This is a genomic window from Paenibacillus sp. Pae15 (genome assembly GCF_024519685.1).
GTDB lineage: Bacteria > Bacillota > Bacilli > Paenibacillales > NBRC-103111 > Paenibacillus_G > Paenibacillus_G naphthalenovorans.
This window is the reverse complement of sequence record NZ_JALJRM010000017.1, coordinates 1-17,840: the sequence shown is the minus strand read 5'-3', so window position 1 is coordinate 17,840 and position 17,840 is coordinate 1. Positions and strand designations below refer to the sequence as shown.

Annotated in this window: 16 protein-coding genes; 11 read left to right on the top strand and 5 right to left on the bottom strand. The window is 47.3% G+C overall.

Going from position 1 to position 17,840, the window contains the following annotated elements; all coding sequences use genetic code 11:
• Positions 1 to 52 precede the first annotated feature (52 nt).
• The 7 genes from NR121_RS15080 (at position 53) to NR121_RS15050 (ending at position 7,402) form a co-directional block, all read left to right on the top strand.
• Positions 53 to 901 (top strand): sugar phosphate isomerase/epimerase family protein, encoded by an 849-nt coding sequence (locus NR121_RS15080; RefSeq protein WP_054817851.1) that lies wholly within the window; start codon positions 53 to 55, stop codon positions 899 to 901.
• Between the two features lie 273 nt (positions 902 to 1,174).
• Positions 1,175 to 1,951: an IucA/IucC family C-terminal-domain containing protein gene (locus NR121_RS15075; protein WP_074726857.1), complete on the top strand. Its 777-nt coding sequence runs from the start codon at positions 1,175 to 1,177 to the stop codon at positions 1,949 to 1,951.
• Positions 1,952 to 2,090: 139 nt separating this feature from the next.
• Positions 2,091 to 2,405 carry an MFS transporter gene (locus tag NR121_RS15070; protein ID WP_054817853.1) on the top strand — a complete coding sequence of 105 codons (315 nt, stop codon included), beginning with the start codon at positions 2,091 to 2,093 and terminating at the stop codon, positions 2,403 to 2,405.
• Positions 2,406 to 2,498: 93 nt separating this feature from the next.
• Complete coding sequence (locus NR121_RS15065) at positions 2,499 to 4,142, top strand: helix-turn-helix domain-containing protein (RefSeq protein WP_256831418.1); 1,644 nt, start codon at positions 2,499 to 2,501, stop codon at positions 4,140 to 4,142.
• A gap of 97 nt (positions 4,143 to 4,239) precedes the next feature.
• Positions 4,240 to 5,214: an ABC transporter substrate-binding protein gene (locus NR121_RS15060; RefSeq protein WP_062408773.1), complete on the top strand. Its 975-nt coding sequence runs from the start codon at positions 4,240 to 4,242 to the stop codon at positions 5,212 to 5,214.
• 125 nt (positions 5,215 to 5,339) lie between these two features.
• Positions 5,340 to 6,365: a FecCD family ABC transporter permease gene (locus NR121_RS15055; protein WP_256831416.1), complete on the top strand. Its 1,026-nt coding sequence runs from the start codon at positions 5,340 to 5,342 to the stop codon at positions 6,363 to 6,365.
• Positions 6,362 to 7,402 carry a FecCD family ABC transporter permease gene (locus NR121_RS15050; protein WP_062408771.1) on the top strand — a complete coding sequence of 347 codons (1,041 nt, stop codon included), beginning with the start codon at positions 6,362 to 6,364 and terminating at the stop codon, positions 7,400 to 7,402. Before NR121_RS15055 ends, NR121_RS15050 begins: the two co-directional genes overlap by 4 nt.
• A gap of 101 nt (positions 7,403 to 7,503) precedes the next feature.
• Here the strand turns inward: NR121_RS15050 and NR121_RS15045 are convergent, their stop codons facing one another.
• From NR121_RS15045 to NR121_RS15025, 5 genes are all read right to left on the bottom strand, one after another.
• On the bottom strand, positions 7,504 to 7,950 hold the full coding sequence (locus NR121_RS15045; RefSeq protein ID WP_062408770.1) for a GreA/GreB family elongation factor: 447 nt from the start codon (positions 7,948 to 7,950) through the stop codon (positions 7,504 to 7,506).
• A gap of 271 nt (positions 7,951 to 8,221) precedes the next feature.
• On the bottom strand, positions 8,222 to 9,700 hold the full coding sequence (locus NR121_RS15040; RefSeq protein ID WP_054817855.1) for an aldehyde dehydrogenase family protein: 1,479 nt from the start codon (positions 9,698 to 9,700) through the stop codon (positions 8,222 to 8,224).
• Between the two features lie 26 nt (positions 9,701 to 9,726).
• A complete protein-coding gene (locus NR121_RS15035; protein ID WP_256831414.1) occupies positions 9,727 to 10,290 on the bottom strand; it encodes an FAD-dependent oxidoreductase in 564 nt (187 codons plus the stop codon).
• 109 nt (positions 10,291 to 10,399) lie between these two features.
• Positions 10,400 to 10,822, bottom strand: a complete 423-nt coding sequence (locus NR121_RS15030; protein ID WP_174350043.1) for a MarR family winged helix-turn-helix transcriptional regulator — start codon at positions 10,820 to 10,822, stop codon at positions 10,400 to 10,402.
• A gap of 211 nt (positions 10,823 to 11,033) precedes the next feature.
• A complete protein-coding gene (locus NR121_RS15025; protein WP_256831413.1) occupies positions 11,034 to 11,945 on the bottom strand; it encodes a LysR family transcriptional regulator in 912 nt (303 codons plus the stop codon).
• A gap of 305 nt (positions 11,946 to 12,250) precedes the next feature.
• Here NR121_RS15025 and purB point away from each other — a divergent pair, with 305 nt between their 5' ends.
• The 4 genes from purB to NR121_RS15005 all read left to right on the top strand — a co-directional run bounded on the left by purB (position 12,251) and on the right by NR121_RS15005 (position 17,722).
• Positions 12,251 to 13,621, top strand: coding sequence for an adenylosuccinate lyase (gene purB / locus NR121_RS15020; RefSeq protein ID WP_256831412.1), 1,371 nt, complete (start codon positions 12,251 to 12,253; stop codon positions 13,619 to 13,621).
• Positions 13,622 to 13,663: 42 nt separating this feature from the next.
• Complete coding sequence (locus NR121_RS15015; RefSeq protein WP_256831411.1) at positions 13,664 to 15,757, top strand: molybdopterin-containing oxidoreductase family protein; 2,094 nt, start codon at positions 13,664 to 13,666, stop codon at positions 15,755 to 15,757.
• Positions 15,758 to 16,059: 302 nt separating this feature from the next.
• The gene (locus NR121_RS15010) at positions 16,060 to 17,133 is read left to right on the top strand and encodes a tripartite tricarboxylate transporter substrate binding protein (RefSeq protein ID WP_256831410.1); all 1,074 of its coding nucleotides are present in this window, start codon (positions 16,060 to 16,062) and stop codon (positions 17,131 to 17,133) included.
• 136 nt (positions 17,134 to 17,269) lie between these two features.
• A complete protein-coding gene (locus tag NR121_RS15005; protein ID WP_256831409.1) occupies positions 17,270 to 17,722 on the top strand; it encodes a tripartite tricarboxylate transporter TctB family protein in 453 nt (150 codons plus the stop codon).
• Positions 17,723 to 17,840: the final 118 nt, after the last annotated feature.

Genomic DNA, 17,840 nt, shown 5'->3' with positions numbered 1-17,840 from the left:
GACGTATTCAATCCCCAGGATTGATTTACCGAAAAGGAGGAGCAGGCAACGAATGGCTTACCGTGTTTATGCAATGGATTTTTCTTTTTACAACTCCATGGGAATTTACAGCTTTGAAACCCGATGCGAGATGCTCAAAGAGATCGGGTACGATGCGATGCATTTGTCCATCTGGCACGGAGAGCGGTGGCGGGATGCGGCGAAGCTCGGCAGCGTCAAAGGGAAATACGGGCTGGACGTGGCCGGTGTGTACGTCGTCTTGGATCTCTCTTTAGGCGAGAGCCATCCGAGAAACGAAGGCATTCTGAAGATGCTGGAGACGCTTGAAGGATGTTCGACGGTCGAGCTGGCGATCCAGTCCGCAGGAAGCCATCTGCGCCCTTCGGATCCGGCGGGTGACGACGCCGTGGTGAAGTGGCTGGAAAAAGCGCTCGAGATTTGCGAGCGGAGAAACATCGATATCCTGCTGTATACGCACCTTTCCTTCTGGGTCGAACGCCACGAAGATGCGGTGCGGCTGTGCAAACGGTTGAGCCATCCCCGTTTGGGTATCGTGTTCTGCGGCTACCACTGGTACGCCGTCGACGGGAGCAACCTGGCGGGCATACTGGATGAGGTGGCGCCGTATCTGAAGCAAGTGAACCTGTCCGGCAGCCGCCGGAATCCGCACGGTTTTGGCAACGTTGCGACGATCGAGCCGTTGGATGAAGGCGAGCTGGACAATTTCGCACTGCTTGGACAGCTGAAAAGGATTGGTTATGATGGGATGATCGGCTTTCAGGGCTGGAGCGAAGGGGGCGACGCCTACTTGAAGCTGAGCCGCTCGCTCCAGGCATTCCGTGACATGGAACGGCGTCTTGAAGCACATCCGCACTGGGCGGAGCTGAAATTGCTTCCGTAACCTTGCGGGCTTTGCATAGTATTCACCCATTCAATACCCGGGAACTGAAGCACCGGACGGCCCTTTATAGGGCGCGTCCGGTGCTTTTGCATGCTTTAACTGAAACCATCAAGAAACTGCCGGGGTACTAATGTCCTATTATTCCAAAAATCGGGCGCAAATGTCCATGTTCAATCATTTTTTTTGCATTAATAATAATAATCAGTATCATGACCAACGGCACGGCTGTGAATCCGCTCCATGCGAAGCAGCGTGACATAGGGAGGAAATCAGGTGAAAACGCAGTCCCGGCTTGAAGTGGGGGAATTGGAATACGTAATAAAAAATTTTTATTTTTCCATAGAGCAGTCGCCCCATTCCACGAGTTCGATCCGAATCGTCGATTTGCTTGACGGTGAAAAATGTGCGTCCTACTTGGATGAATTAACTATGGTTCTCCAGTCTCCGTCAAGAATGATTACCGCCTCGCAATTCGCCAAGAGGTATGCTTTTTTAACCCTTGCTCCCGGGTTATACGCTATGACGATGTATAATAAAGGATTGGATTTATCTATTGAAAGCAGCCTTCTTGAATCGTCCGCAACGCTCAAAAAATCGTGGTCTGCCCGTCTATGCGCGCCAGATTTGCAGGTGAACGAACCCGCGGCAGGGAAGCGGGATGAATGGCGCGATGAAACGATAAGAAATCTGTTCGCGGGGCATTTGGCAAAACTGTGGCGTTCCATTTCGGAAGCCGCCGATATTCCAATGGCTATTTTATGGGAAAATACGGCTGTTCGTTTATATTCGCTCTATGAGAAACGAATGGGGGAAGGGTCCGACTTACAGGAAAACAAGCGCATACAGGAGGATTTCAAATATCTGATTAGTACAGCGCCCGGGATCTTATTCGGGGAAACGGATAATCCAATGGCAAGGTATTACTATCCTGCATGTACGATTTCTTCTGCAGTTCAACCGGTTCGTATGCGAAAGACATGCTGTTTCTACTATAAAGTTTCTCCTGACGAAGGCTACTGTTCAAACTGTCCAAAGGTGAAGCATTTGTAGCAATTAGGACTCACTGACACTGAAGAAGTCCGTATATGGTCGGGCCTTATTTTCGGGGCAAACCTGCTGACCACTTTTATTTTTTCATTGGTATGGGGAAAGCTTGGAGACCGGTATGGACGTAAATTAATGCTCATCCGTGCCAAGCATCGTTCAGGAATTATGGCAGCTCATTGTGCTGCGATTCTGTACGGGTGTGTTCCTTGGCGGCATGACCCCTTCCATCCATGTCCTGATTCGTCGCTATGCGCCGAATGGCATGGAAAGCCGTACATTCAGCTATTCCAATTGTGCCTTGTTTCTTTCCGGGAGGTATGGTAGGGTCCATGGGGATGGGAGTGGTCGCGTCTTATTTTGGTTTGCCGATGATTTTTATTTTTCCGCCGTTCTCTTGCTGATCAACCTGACGGTTGCAAGAAAAATCGTTGCCGATGCAGCCGTTCTGAAGGAATAATAAAAAACGGATCCGAACAAGGAAATCGGGAAAGATTTGTCGAAATCATATATAATGAGAATGATTATTATTCACGAAAAAGGACGAGTACAAATGGACAACGGCTCACATCTTTCAATGCAGCTCGCTGCTTGCCAGTTTAGACTGGAAGATATTCAACACGTAAACTCGAATGAGTCCATATTTCAACATGATCATTCGTTGTACGGCATGCTGCTTTTTAAGGAAGCCGAAGGAAGCATTGTCATCGACGGACGGAGCTATTCCTTGCAGCGGCAGAAGATTTTTATCGTATCTCCCGGCACCTATGTCAAACTGTTCATTCAAAATGAGCAGGCGGATTATTATTACATACGGTTTTATGCGCTGCGGCCTGCGGGCCGGGGGCATTTCGTTCTTGCGGAATTGAAATGTCCGGATGAACTGTTTGCTTCGCATTTTCAGTTTCTGATCGACATGGTTCATAAGATGGAGACAAAACATCGTAGTGACAATAGCTGGGATGCCATGAAAGCGAATATTATGTTTCAAGAAATGATCATCACGCTATTCAAGGATACCATTCAGGAAGAGAAGTCGGATTTGCAGCAAGCGATTCGTCTTACATTAGATTATATGGAACAGTACTATCCTTTAAACATAACCCGGGAAAAGCTTGCTGAAATGACAGGTTTGAGTGCGGATTATTTCTCGCGGGCCTTCAAAAAACAGGTTAAAAAAAGTCCGATGAAAGTTTTGACTGAAATCCGGATTAATCAAGCCAAGCAATTGCTGGTCCAGTCCGGCGAATCGTTTCGTTCGATTGCCCAAAGCGTCGGCTTTAGCGATGAATTTTATTTCAGCCGCAAGTTTAAGGCAGAAACAGGCTGCTCGCCGATGAATTATGTGAAAAAAATCAAATATTCCGGTAAAATTGCTTCGCTTAATCATCAAACTACAGGTCATTTGATTGCGCTGGACATCGAGCCTTATGCCGCTATCATCAATAACGCTTACCCCATCACTACCCGGTTGCGCAACACCATAGCCGTCGGCCACTTCAATCCCGATTTGGAAAGACTGATGACCGCCAAGCCGGACTTAATTGTGGCGAGCGGTTCCCGCCAAGTGGAAAAATCACCGAAGGAGAGAATATTTAATCAAATCGCACCGACGATAACGCTTCATTTTTCCAAAGACTGGAGAGTTCATTTTCAGACGATAGCAAAGATCGTCGGCAAAGAAAAGGAAGCAAACGATTGGCTGGAGCGTTACGATTGGAAAGCGGACACGATCCGAAAACAAATCAAAAGCAAAATAGGAGATGAAACCTTCTTAATTGTTGGCATTGGCGAAGGGAAAATGTGCGTGTATGGTCTGCGAAACATGGGGTCGGTTCTTTATGGCGATTTAGGGTTGGCCGCTCCCAAAGGTGTATCGGGGATTGCTCACTATAAGGAGATATTGCTGGAGGATTTGTTGGAGTTTGAAGCGGATCGTATCCTGTTAACCAGCTACAGGCACGATGGTACTGCACATATGGATCAGGCCATCCGGAATGAAGTATGCGCGTTATATGCCAACAAACAATGGCATGCGCTAAAAGCGGTCAGGAACAAAAAAGTTTATTTTATGTATGACAGCCAGCATCTTTATACAAGCTATAATCCTCTGTCACATGATTTATTTCTGGACAAAATGCACCAGCTGCTGATGGCAGATGCCGCTGCAGAAAGATCTGTATTGTCCAAAAAGTGATCAAAAATCTCCATGTTCATTATGTGGTACATCCTTATAATGAGAATAAGAATCAATATCATTAATAGGTACACCAAGAAAAAGGAGAGGTACACAAATGGTTAGACGCCAAAAATTAGTATTGATGCTGGCGGCGATGTTCGTATTGATGCTCGTGATCGCCGGCTGCGGGGGGAATCAGCAGGGGGGAGAGGCTTCTCAGCCGCCACAAGTACCAGAAACCGAAAATCAGGACGCCAGAGTCGTTCAACATGCCATGGGCACGACTGAAATTAAAGGCACGCCTAAAAACGTGGTCACCCTGTTTCAAGGGGCTACGGACGCTGCCTTGGCGCTGAAAGTTAAGCCTGTGGGAGCCGTTGAATCCTGGATCGAACAACCCTGGTACAATTACATCAGAGCCCAGATGGAAGGGGTAACTAACCTGGGTTCGGAAAACCAGCCGGACTTGGAAAAATTGGCTTCAATTCAGCCGGACTTGATTATCGCTTCCAAGACACGCCATGAGAAGATTTATAAGCAATTATCGGCCATCGCGCCAACAGTCATGACAGAAGAGGTTCATTTGTGGAAGGATACGTTGACTCTGACATCAGAAGCTTTAAACAAAAAGGATGAAGAGAAAAAATTTCTGGAAGAGTGGAATCGGAAGGTAGCCGATTTTAAGGAGAAAATGGGCGATAAATTAAAATTGGAAGCCGGCATCGTTGACTTCCGGGTAGATCATGCCCGAATTGTTTATACCGGATTTTCAGCTCTCGTTTTGGACGAGTTGGGAATCGCCCGGCCAGCCAGCCAGAGGGGAACGGAATGGGGAGTCCAGCTCACATCAAAGGAAAGTATTCCGCAAATGGATGCAGACATTATATTTGATCAGACGAGTACGACAAGAGATGACGGCCGACTGGATTTGAGAAAAGCATGGAGCGAGCATCCGCTGTGGAAAAAATTAAAAGCCGTTCAAAACAACAGAGTATTCGAGGTGGATACGGCGGTATGGAATAACGGCTCCGGCCCGTTAGCGGCTATGGAGATGGTAAATGATCTCTATGAATTCTATGGTTTAAAATAGCATATTTTGATGAGGAGGCTGTTGAACAACGACGGGATCAACAGCCTCTAAGAAGTTTCTTCCTTAATTCCGCTTCGTTTCATGAAGGCTGTGGAGAGAATGAAACCTCAAAGAGGAGGGTCTTTGTGAGTCCATTATTACACCAGACATCTTTAAAAGCTTCGGGTTTGGTGTTTGGTATTTTAATCCTTGTGATTTCTTTTATACTGAGTATCGTGCTGGGAACAACGAAAATCAGCTTTCTCACGGCTATCGAGTCGTTTATCCATTATGATATGTCATCGGACGAACATGTGATTATCCAAACGACACGGTTACCCCGCGCTTTATTTGCCGCTATGATAGGGGGGAATTTAGCCGTTGCGGGCGCTCTGATGCAGGCGTTGACCCGGAATCCTTTGGCTTCTCCAAGTATTTTCGGCATTAATTCGGGTGCCGTTTTTTTTGTGGTAATGGCGTTAGCCTTTCTCCCGGTCTCTTCCCTGGATCAATTGGTATGGGTCGCCTTTTTTGGAGCGGGTATTGCCGCTTTGACCGTTTATTACCTCGGTTCTCTGGGTCGGGACGGCATGACTCCGATTAAAATCGTACTAGCCGGCGCGGCGATGACAGCCTTGTTTACTTCTTTTACTCAAGGGATGCTGGTTGTCAATGAAACGGGCTTGCAAAATGTGATGTTTTGGTTAGCCGGTTCTGTCGCAGGCAAATCGGCCGAGGGGTTAATTCCGGTCTTGCCGTACATGATTTTCGCCGGGATCGCCGCGTTGGTACTGGCACAGCCTGTCAACATTCTTTCTTCGGGAGAGGATATTGCCAAAGGATTGGGGCAAAGAACAGGCCTTGTGAAAATATCGATTGCTGTTACGGTCATTTTATTGGCGGGCAGCTCTGTTGCGGTTGCCGGTTCCATCGGCTTTGTAGGTCTTGTTATTCCGCACATTGCCCGCTTTCTGGTGGGTGTTGATTATCGCTGGATTATTCCTTACAGCGCAGTACTGGGGGCTATCTTGTTGCTGCTTGCAGATATCGTCGCTCGTTTTGTGATTATGCCTGGAGAGCTGCCGATCGGAGTAATGACGGCATTAATCGGAGTGCCATTTTTTATCTACATTGCCAGGAAGGGGTTTCGCTCGAAAGGGGTTTCGCAATGAAGCGGCTGGTTGTTTTTCGAAGCAAAACGGGGCACTTTTCTTTTCTTGTACAGAAGAAAACGATGATTGTGCTCTCCGTGTTAACGTTATTGTTATTATTTGTATTGATGATGAGTATCGGGCTGGGCAACAAGGGTACCTCTCTGGCGGACGTGTACAAAACGATCCTTGGGCAAGGGACGGCCGTGAATTTGCTGATTATTGGGACGTTAAGGCTTCCCCGTATTATTCTGGCTGTATTGGTCGGAGCGGCTCTGGGGGTTTCCGGATCGATCCTTCAGGGCATTATCCGCAATCCGCTGGCCTCGCCGGATATTGTCGGGATTACAGGAGGGGCCACATTTGCGGCAGTGGCGTTTATTACCTATTTTGCGGGGACGGTAAGCATCCAGTGGCTCCCGGTAGCAGCTTTTTTGGGGGCCGGCTTGGTCTCGATCGTTATTTATTTGCTGGCATGGAATAAAGGAGTTACTCCAACAAGGCTGGTGCTGATTGGGATTGGGATTTCAGCGGCGACAAGCTCTTTAACCATGCTAATGATCGTTCTCAGCCCCATTAAAGCAGCCGGTCAGGCCTATATTTGGTTAACCGGAAGTATTTACGGTGCATCGTGGGATAATGTGTATGCTTTGCTGCCTTGGTTGATTATTTTTATTCCGCTGGCCCTGATTTATTCCAGACACATCAATGTTCAAGAGCTGGGGGACGATATTGCGATGGTTTTAGGGGCTCCTGTTCAGCATCACCGATTAATGCTGCTGTTCATCAGCGTGGCGTTGGCGGGTTCAGCCGTGGCCGTAGCCGGAGCGATTGGATTTATCGGCTTAATTGCTCCGCATATCGCCAGAAAGCTCGTAGGCGCTTCGTTTGGCGGCTTAATTCCGGTAGCGGCTCTTATTGGCAGCCTGATGCTTCTGATTGCCGATACGTTTGGCAGAACGGCTTTTCTCCCACTCGATATTCCCGCGGGCGTGTTTACTGCGGGTGTAGGTGCACCCTTCTTTATCTATCTGCTTTATAGAAATCGCAATAAATAAAATATGCACAAAAAGCCAGCCAGTTTTTGCACTAGCTGACTTTTTTTTATGAAAAGCAGCGTGCCCAATTGCCAGGTCTGCTCTTCTAAATCTCATAACCGTTAATGTACATCGCCGTGATTAACAAACTTAATATTTTCCACTCTTACCAAGGTTTCGCCGGAAGGTATCACAAGCTGATAGTTTTCATTGGTTTGTGCCATCAGCAGTTGAAAGCCTATAGGAGATAAGAAAGATATCAGGTTTTTATTGGGATCCGTCCGATGCGGGAATACAATCGTAAGAGATTCCGTTGATCCATCGTCCAGATATCGCAAATCTACTTGGCTTCCTATGAGCGCCATGGAATTCAGATTTTCTTCGGTTAGATCCTTGATAATCCTTTCAAGCGTCGAACAATATACTGATATTGTCTTCTCCACATTGCGGCGTTTTTGGTTAGGCTCAGGGAAATACTGGTTGAGGAAATTCAGCTTTTCATCGTCAAAATAAACCAGCTGATTCACCAGTTGAAGCCGGGAACCTTGATACATAAGACTATGGTTCATAGTAGATTTCCCCTCCTTTACGAAGCAAACCATATACTCTGAAGTTAAAGCCACTTACCATCGAAATCCCTCCCATGTAAATATAGGTCTCCATAAGGGAGACCTTCAGATTATTGTACCAAATCTTGCTGGTAAATCCAATCATTTTAAATCCGGCCAAACCTGGCAGCCGATCCGGAAAGCAATCACGATTCCTTCATTTCCGAGAGAAACATAAACAGAAAAACATGTCGAGGCAGGAAGCCACGACATGCTTATAAAAAGGAAATGGTTATTCGGGAATATAAGGCAATTCGCCGACCTTTGGTATGTTAATGACGTGAGTTTCGACATAGGAGAGAATGCCTTCCGGACCATATTCACGCCCTATGCCGGACTGCTTAACCCCGCCGAATGGAAAACGAACGTCAAGTCCCTGTACGGCAGCGGTGTTAATCATGGTTGTACCTGCCTCGATTCGCCGTGCTACCCTAAGGGCATGCTCTTCCTCGCCCCATACGGAGCTCGTCAGACCATAAATACTGTCATTGACTAAGGAGATGGCTTGGTCATCATCATCGAAGGGCAGGATCGGGACGGTGGGACCAAACTGTTCTTCCACGACGATAGGGTCATGGTATCCGGCTCCCAATACGACAGTCGGTTGCAGGAAGTAACCTTTTTCAAACAGTTCCGGATCAAGAATACGTCCCAACTTGATCACTTGGGCACCCCGGTTTTGAGCATCGTCGATTAAGCTCCGTACAAACTTAACCTGACCAGCGTTATTCACCGGGCCAACGGTAACGTCCGGGTTAAAGGGATCGCCCACCCGAATCCACTTGTTCGCCGCCTCAATATATTTCTCCACGAATTTGTCATAAATTGAGCGATGGACATAGATTCTTTTCGCAATCATACAAATTTGTCCGGCAGTAAGGAAGTTTGAGATCACGAGGCGGCGCATCGCACGTTCATCGTTCACGTCGAAATCAGAAAGAATAATCGCCGCATCATTTCCGCCTAATTCCAATGTCATATCCTTAATAGTATCTGCCGCGGCTTTCATGATGGCTTTTGCCGTCTTGGTTCCGCCGGTGAATGCGATTTTGGAAACCTTGGGATGAGAGGTCAGTTCCACTCCCACATCCGATTCGCCGTGGACCATGTTAAGCACACCTGCCGGAAACTCGGCTGCAATCATCTCAATGACTTTGCTTACAGCCAACGGGGCAAGGGGGCTCGGCTTGAGCACCATGGTATTGCCCGCCAACAGCGCCGGAGCGATTTTAATGGTCGAAAGGGAGAGCGGATAATTCCATGGTGTTATGGCGGAAACGACACCTATCGCATCTTTGGAAATAATGGTTTTTCCGTTCTCATGCTCCTGTACCTGATCTTTAAGCACTTCCTTAGCCGTGTTGCAGGCATATTCCATCCACATCAGGGAAATCGCAAGCTCACCTTCTGCATCGTACAGAGGTTTGCCATGCTCACGGGACAGAAGCTTCGAAATTTCCGGGCTAGCATCTTTTAGCTTTGCAATGGCGCGCTGCATCCGTGCAATACGTTCCTCGATGGGTGTCCTGCTCCAATCGGGGAAAGCCGCTGCCGCAGCTTCAATGGCTTCAATGGCCTCCTCGCGTGTGTTCACAGGGCCGTAGCCGACAATTTCGTTGGGGTTCGTCGGATTCTCGCGGGAATACTGTTTATCTGTTTCGACTTTCTCGCCATTGATGATCGCATGAACAACAACCGGTTGATTCACCATAAAAATAACCCTCTTTCTAAATTAAATTAAGACTTAAGTACATCATGGTCAACATAACGTTCGCCATTTAACTCACTTATGACATTAATCGCCACTTTCGCGCCATCGCCGGCTGTGATAATGGTATGAACGCTTACCCCTGCTGCAGTTCCTGCCGCCCAAATGCCTTTTTTGTTTGTTTTACCATGGCTGTCCACGGAGATCACTTTCTTTATGCGCGGTTCTGTGCCTTCTTTTGTGGCCAAGCCAATTTTTTCGGCCAGATCAGTTAGGACGCCCGTAGCCAAAATCACTTGATTCGATTCAACGGTTTGATTGTCCAAATGAATTTTAAAACCTGTTTCTGTTTCCGTAATATTATCCACTGTTGCTGTAACCATTTCCGCCCCCAATTTGCTTGCCTGTTTTTTTCCTGTTTCTACAAGCTCGGGTCCTGAGATTTCGAGTACGCCATAATGGTTTTCAACCCAAGCTCTTTTCGTCATGGTTTTGTCATTATCAATCAATAACGTTTTTTTACCGGCTTTAGCGGCAAAGAGTGCAGCGGTTGCTCCGGCAGGGCCTGCACCGATAACAGCAATATCGTACATCGTTCGACACTCCCTCTAATGAGTATATGGTTGTTATAGCAACTTTAGTGCTCGCAAAGTCTCTATATGAATATACAAGAGCTGCATGATGGCAGCGATATGCAGGATTTTATGTGACATTATGGCTTATCTTTGTAAGGATTCTTTTTAGTTCCTTTAATTCTTCATTTGTAATCTCATTTTTTACCAACTCATTAAACTTCTCAGTGAGAGGAATAATGTGATTGCCGAGTTGTTTTCCTTCTTCCGTCAAATAAACGATCAATGATCGACGGTCGTTTTTCGGACATGCTCTTCGGATAAATCCTTTTTGTTCAAGATTAAACAACATCCGTGCAACATTGGTTTTATCCTTTACCAGCAGTTCCGCAATTTCATTTTGGGTAAGGCCATCCTTCTCCCAAAGAAGCATCATAACCAGATTTTGTTCAGGCGCCAGGTTGTATGGAGCCAATTGCTTTTTAATGTAACTGGTCAAGGTTAAGTCGGTCTGGTGAATAAAAATGCTGATATATTCATCTAACAACTTCAAACAACCACCTCCTTGTTGCTATAACAACAGTTGTTACAGATACATTATATTATGCAAAATTTTTGATGTCAATTTTTTTCACATTTTTCTCTTATGGTCCGTGTGAAATGCTGCAAAACGGATTTTCCAGAAGGAGACCATTATACGACTAAAGGCTGCACTTTGTGCGGCCTTTTCTTTTTCTTGGCTCTGTGAATTTATCGCTTGCGAATTACTTTAGCATTTCATGCAATGATTTTATATAATGTACAAATTTATCGACAGTCGTCAATTGCAAGGATGATGCCCGGTATAACATCCACGTTTTCACCGTTATGATTTGTCCATCTTTCAGACTCAAGTTTATAGAATATAATTCATCATTCGGATTTACAAACGCACGCGGCACAATGGCATAACCCAACCCATTTTTGACCATTTCTTTACAGGTTTCGTAGCTGTCCACTTGCATGGTGATGAGTGGAGGTTTATTAAATCTTTCATACCACCAATTTTTAATGGTTATGGTTAATGGCAGGTTCATATAGTTTCTGACTTTGTAAGAAAGCTTCGCGTCAATACTGTAATTGATTCGGGGTAAATTGGGCAATTCTTCGATATTGATTGGTTCTTTCGAAATCAGGCATATGTTTTCCTCATCGATCAGAAATTTTTCTTCAAACCATTCATAATTGCCCCTAATAATGGCGACATGAACTTCTTCATTTTGCAATAATTCCAATACCTCAAAACTGAATCCAGTATGAACGTTAAATTCTACTTTCGGGTAGATGCCTATAAAATTCTTTAGCAGAGACGGTAGGATATATCGGGAATAATAACTGTGAGCACCGATTCTTAGCTTACCTTGTACTTCCCGGCTCATATTTAAGATGTAATCTTTGGTTTTGCGGATTTCCAATAATGTTTTTTTGGCTTGTCTCACCAAATACTCGCCTTCAGGCGTAAACTTGAATCCTTTTCCGTTTCCGGTTTTTGCATAGATGTTAATCCCATATTCCTTCTCAATTTGTTGAAGTCTGTACGTTATTGCCGGTTGTGTCATGAACAGACGTTCTGCCGCTTTGGTTATATTCATTTCCTCAAAAAGATATTGCAGCATGATACAGTCTTTTTCATTCATCAAAGCCCCTCCAATTGAATATGGAATAGTTTTAATTTATATGATGGACTGGATTAATGCAACGCCGGTGATCTCTATGAACTTTTACCGTAACGTCATCTTTCCTCTTGACGCTTAAATTATTTTATGGTGACTCAAGAATTTCTTAATTTTACTTTTCGAATCATCGAAAGTATATTTAAAACCAATCATATCAGAAAACACTGAAATGAATTTCATAGTTGCAAAGTCTTTTTGCATTGGATCCGGTAAAAAAAATGTAGACGCTCGCGAAAACAACTTCATGAATAGGAAGGGTAATTTGGATGTCCTCACACGTTATCGATATGCTAATGACTCGCCATGTATTTGGGACGGAGGAGATGCGTGCTGTTTGGTCAGGCGAAAACAGGACTCAGAAACATCTGGATGTCGAGGCAGCCCTGGCTCTCGCCGAGGCAGAATTGGGATTAATCCCGGCTGCTGCTGCCGAAACCATTGCCGTCCATGCCCGAGTGGAATTGCTTGACCTTCAGATGATCGCTGACGAAGTTCAAAAAGTGAAGCACGCGTTGACACCTACAGTGAAGGCTTTGCAGCAGGTCTGCGGTCCGGAATATGGGGAGTATGTTCATTATGGAGTTACGACTCAGGATGTGATCGATACGGGAGTGATTCTCCAACTCAAGGAGGCGCATACGATCATTGTCCGTGAATTACGGTCCGTCGCCCGGGAACTTGCCCGGTTGGCCCGGGAACACCGTGAAACGCCGATTGCCGGGCGAACGCACGGCGTTCAGGCGGTGCCCACCACTTTTGGCTTCAAGATGGCTGTCATCTTGAACGAGGTCATTCGTCATCTCGATCGGCTGCGCGAAGCGGAAGCCCGGGTGTTCACCGGCGTATTGGGCGGTGCCGTAGGGACTTACGCCTCGTATGGGCCTCTTGGACCGGAAGTGGAACGCCGCGCCCTCGAACGGTTGGGATTGGCGGCGCCGGATATTTGTTGGCATTCATCCCGCGATCGAATCGCCGAATATATAAGTATCCTCGGTCTGATCAGTGCCACGCTCGCGAAGATGGGCAACGAGTTTTATAACCTGATGCGCACCGAAATCGATGAATTGGAAGAGCCTTTTACCACAGGGAAGATCGGATCGTCTACGATGCCGCACAAGCGAAACCCGTCCGCTCTCGAGGGATTGGCCTCTTTGGCCAAGCCGATTCGCTATAACGTGGCCATCGCCCAGGAATCCATGATCGTGGAGCACGAGCGGGAGCTTATCGCTTGGCGTGGAGAATGGATCGTCATTTCCGAGACATGCATCTATCTGTCCTCGCAATTGCTGACTGCGCGTACAGTGCTTTCCGGTCTAGTGGTAAAACCCGCTAATATGATGCGCAACCTGAATAAGCTTGGAGGGCTGCTGCTGTCCGAAAGGATCATGTTTGCTCTGGGTGAGCTTTTGGGCAAGCAAACCGCTCACCATGTTGTGTACGAGATAAGCATGCAGGCTATTGAAGAGGGCAGACCGTTCAGAGAGGTTCTGCTGGCGGACGAACGGATACGCGAAGCGATGGATCCGGCCGTATTGGAGGAATTGCTGGATCCGTCCACCTATCTGGGATCCGCCCCGCTGATTGTGGACCGGGTATTAAAGCTAGCCGAAAGCTCGGGATGGTTGAAGGAAGAATAGGATACCATTGTTCGCTTTTTCATAGTGAGGTGTTGAAAATATATGGCAACCGAAATAAGATATACTTCCTGTGCCCATGATTGCGGCGGCAAGTGTCCTTTGGAAGTGACAGTGGCCGATGGAAAGGCAATCTCTGTTGCCGGACGCCGGCAAGTAAACCGGGAGCTGAACATTGTGCCTTGCGGGCGGGGAATCGGATACCTTCACCGTCTTTATCACCCGGACCGCCTGACGACACCGCTTCTGCGAGTCGGAGAGCGGGGCAGCGGGCAATTCCGGCCGATTTCTTGGGATGAAGCCTTAAAGCGGGTTGCTTATCATCTGGGAGAGACCATAGCGCGGTATGGCGCCGGTTCCATCATTGATCTATCGCGTACCGGTTCCGTTACGGCCGTGCTGCACGAATGCAGAAAAATGGCTGGCCGCTTCCTGAATACTTTGGGCGGCCGGCTTGAGGTGCAAGGAAGTTACAGCTATGGCGCGGCGCAGACGGCCTCCAATGAGGTTTACGGCACGATCCATACCGCCCACAGCTACGACGACTTGCTTAATTCCAGACTGATTCTGCTTTGGGGGCACAATCCCGCAGTTACACGCTTTGGCTCGGATTCGTTATATTACCTTCAGGAGGCACGCAGGAGGGGGGTACGAATCATTTGTATCGACCCGCGCCGGACGGAAACGGCCCGCTTTGCTGACCGATGGATCCCGATCCGCCCCGGTACCGATGTGGCGGTATTGTTGGCTATGGCCTATGTCATGCTCGATGAAGGGACATGGGATCGGGATTTCGTAGAGCGCTATTCCACAGGTTTTGAATCCTTTGCGGCGCATGTGCGCGGCGAAGATGACGGGCTTGCAAAGACTCCGGCCTGGGCAAGCGGCCTGTCCGGCGTGCCTGAAGAGACCATCATCGAGCTGGCTCGGCTCTACGCGACCATAAAGCCGGCAGCTTTGATGGCCGGAAGAGGGGCCCAGCGCAGCGCTCAAGGAGAGAACTTCACCCGGGCAACGGCCACGCTGGCAACGATGACGGGGAACGTTGGCATGAGCGGCGGTAACCCGGGCGGCTGCGGATACGGTTGTGGCCCGCATGGTGTAGGCCTGCCGATCCCGCCCAACCCGGCGAATGTTTCAGTCCGCATTACGAATTGGCCTGATGCCATTGCCCGGGGCGTTGCGGGCGGTTATCCAACTGACGTTCACATGGCCTACTCGGTTGGCGGAAATCTGGTGCAGCAGACATCCAACATTCGCCGTACCCTGCAGGCGATGCAGAGGCTGGACTTCTTTGTTGTTCACGATCACTTCCTCACCCTCACCGCCCGCCAGGCAGACATTGTATTACCGGCGGCCACCTTTATGGAACGTGAGGATATCCAGATGCCTTGGGCAGGACACGGCAACTTTATTCTTTACCAGCAAAAAGTTGTGGACCCGCCTCCAGGTGTCCGCTCGGATTTCGATGTGTTGCGGGAACTCGCCGAACGTCTCGGCAAAGGAGCAGATTTCGATGATAAGGGTGAGGAAGGTTGGCTCAGAGCGTTTGCCGGCCGGTTGGGTGTGCCGGATTTTGAGGAATTTCGCCGAATCGGCATCTATGTGCTTCCAGGCGATTTGCCTGATATCCCCTTTCGCCGCCAAATCGAGGAAGGACTCCCCTTTCCGACACCGAGCGGTAAAATCCAGCTAAGCTCGCCTGGCCTGGCCAAACGAGGCTTGCCGGTTTGTGCTGTCTACCGCTCCGAACCGGAAGGAGTAGAAGACCCCCTTAGGTTGAATTATCCGTTGCAGCTGCTTTGCCCGAAGAGGTCTTCGACAACCAACTCGACCTTAAGCGAAACCGTCAACGACCCGCCACTGCTTTCGATACATCCTGACGACGCTCTTGCCTCTAATGTGGACAATGGAGACTGGGTGCGGATCAGCAGCAGACGGGGGACAGTACGGGCACAGATTCGAATAACGGATCAAATCGTACCCGGCGCCGTCAGCCTGGATAATGGCTACTACGCTCTATCGGAAGAAGGAGAACCGGTTGCGGCCGTCAATGTGCTGACAAGCGAACGGGCTACCGACTGGGGAGACAACATAACGTATCATACATGTTTGGTGAAGGTACAAAAAGTGGTGTGAACTTACTCTCCAGTTCAGCACCCACATCAGGGTTCGTTTTGCTGCAAAAGCAGCCCGTCAGTGGAATCCCCGCAGGCTCAGTGAAAGGTTAATGTAGGTATTGACAGGAATTTTCGGCGATGCTATGATAACAAACGTAAATTCAGACTAATCACATAGGAATAGTTGGTAATTATTTCTACCGGACGACCGGAGATACAGACCTGATAGGGGAGGTGTCTTCGTTTTTTTTGCAATTTGCATAAATTTAACATGATTTTTTGGCATCGTACCAGTTATCTAAAAACGAAGGGGAAAAAACTATGAAATTTAAAAATTTTTTAATGCCTATGTTCATTCTGATTGTCTCCGTCATGGTGTTGGCCGCAGGTTGCTCATCAGCAAAACCTTCCTCGCAGGAATCTTCTCCTACGGATACATCTGCTTCCACCCAGGCTCCAAAGTCTGCTTTGGATGGCTATCCTGACAAGCCCATAAATGTTCTAGTCGGGTATGCTCCCGGCGGAGGGTCAGATATTCAATCCAGAACAATAATAAAAATAATAACCGAGAACAAGATCGTGGACCAAACCTTTCAGGTAGAAAATTTGCCAGGCGCCAGCGGTGTTCAAGCTTTTACCAAAATGTTCAAAGAAAAGGATAATAAATATCAACTGCTAAATGTTCCGGAAATGGGCATTCCGTTAATGAACGGCGCACTCGATGCTACTTATGATGATTTTCAGCCTGTTGCGCAAGTCGGCACTTCAACACTTGTCATAGCGGTAAAAGCGGATTCCCGTTTTAAAACGATTGAGCAATTGCTGGAGGAAATACAAAACGATCCGCAATCCGTCTCGATTGCCGTGCCTGGAGCGTTGGACAGCGCCGAACCTTACAGATGGTATACGATTTTTGAGGAACTGGCCAAAAAATCAGGAAAGAAACCGCTTGAGATCGGATCTTTGAATATCGTACCGACGGATGGATCCGCAGCTGTCGTCACCAATGTTTTGGGCGGCCATCTGGATGTGGCACTTGTTGACCCAAACGTTTTTGTCGACCATGTTAAAACCGGCAATGCCAGAGTTTTGGCCGTGCTGTCCCCTGAAAGACTGCCTCAGTTCCCGGAAGCGCCGACATTGGTGGAAAAAGGAATTAACATTGTTCATAGCAAAGCACGCGGTTTTTGGATAGGCAAAGACGTTCCGAAGGAAATCGTTCAATACTGGGAAGACAAATTAAGAGAAGTGACAAAGACTCCGGAATATAAAGAGTATGCCGACAAAAATTTGATGCAAATTACATTTTTGAATTCAGAGGAGTATACGAAATTTTTGAAAGAAGAAGGACCTCGTTTTAAGGCCTATATTCAGAAGGTTCAGGCCAATAGATAAAGCGACTGGCAATCGCTTTATCAGGTTAACGGAGGAAGGGCATTTTCAAATGTAACATTTGAAATGCCCTTTCATCACTGCTGCGATAAAGAGCTCACACTTGCTTCATCATGACGGAAAAGAATAGGGGAGGAAAATGTTAGTTGAACTGATATTCGGCGCCTCGCTGTTTATACTCATGTTTATACTTTTTCTGCAATCCATGAAACTCCCGTTCTTGTTAAAAAACGGGTTGATGGGTGCCGGTTTTTTTCCGAGAATCCTGATCATCATTTTGATCGCCTTGATTATTTATTATTTAGTAGAGTTGATTCTGAAGAGAAAGCGATATCCCCAAAAGGAGCCGGTTTTAAAATCCACCGTTTGGAAACAGTGTTTTTTAATCGGAGTGCTGGCCGTCTCTTTGTGGGTTGGCGATGATTTAGGTTTGGTGGTAACCATAGGTTTATTTCTGCTTGTGACTTTGGTTATGGTCGAAAAACTGTCATGGGTAAGAGCGGCTATTTTCAGTGCGGCAGCTATGGTATGCATTTATTTCATTTTTGATGTTTGGCTCGGGATCAATCTGCCGAAAGGAATATTCGGTTAGGAGGTGAGGTAAATGGAATTACAACTTTTACTGCAAGGTTTTATGAATATTTTGGATCCGCAAGTTATTTTTTGGTGCGTTCTCGGGGTAATTATCGGAACATTGGTTGGCGCGCTCC